1 protein-coding gene is annotated in these 393 nt (G+C 57.3%); it reads right to left on the reverse strand.

Features of this window, described 5'->3' with window-relative positions; translation table 11 throughout:
• Positions 1–393 (reverse strand): DDE-type integrase/transposase/recombinase (locus tag ACUU1I_RS21265; protein WP_449144951.1); only part of this gene is annotated, 393 nt, incomplete at both ends.

Genomic DNA, 393 nt, shown 5'->3' on the forward strand with positions numbered 1-393 from the left:
TTCACGAAGCTCTCTGCTATTCCGTTACTCTCCGGACTCCGCACCGCCGTGTTCTTCGGTTCAAGTCCCAACATCCGGGCGAACTGGCGTGTTTCATTAGCCCGGTAGCATGAACCATTATCCGTCAGCCACTCCACTGGAGACGACGGAAGATCGTTGCCGAAGCGGCGTTCCACCGCTCCCAGCATGACGTCCTGTACTGTTTCACTGTTGAAGCCGCCGGTAGTCACCGCCCAGTGCAGTGCCTCACGATCACAGCAGTCCAGCGCGAACGTGACACGCAGTCTCTCTCCGTTATCACAGCAGAACTCGAACCCGTCAGAGCACCATCGCTGATTGCTTTCTTTCACGGCCACTCTGCCTGTATGTGCCCGTTTCGATGGCGGTACAGCA

It is taken from the genome of Shigella sp. SIG3 (genome assembly GCF_053555855.1).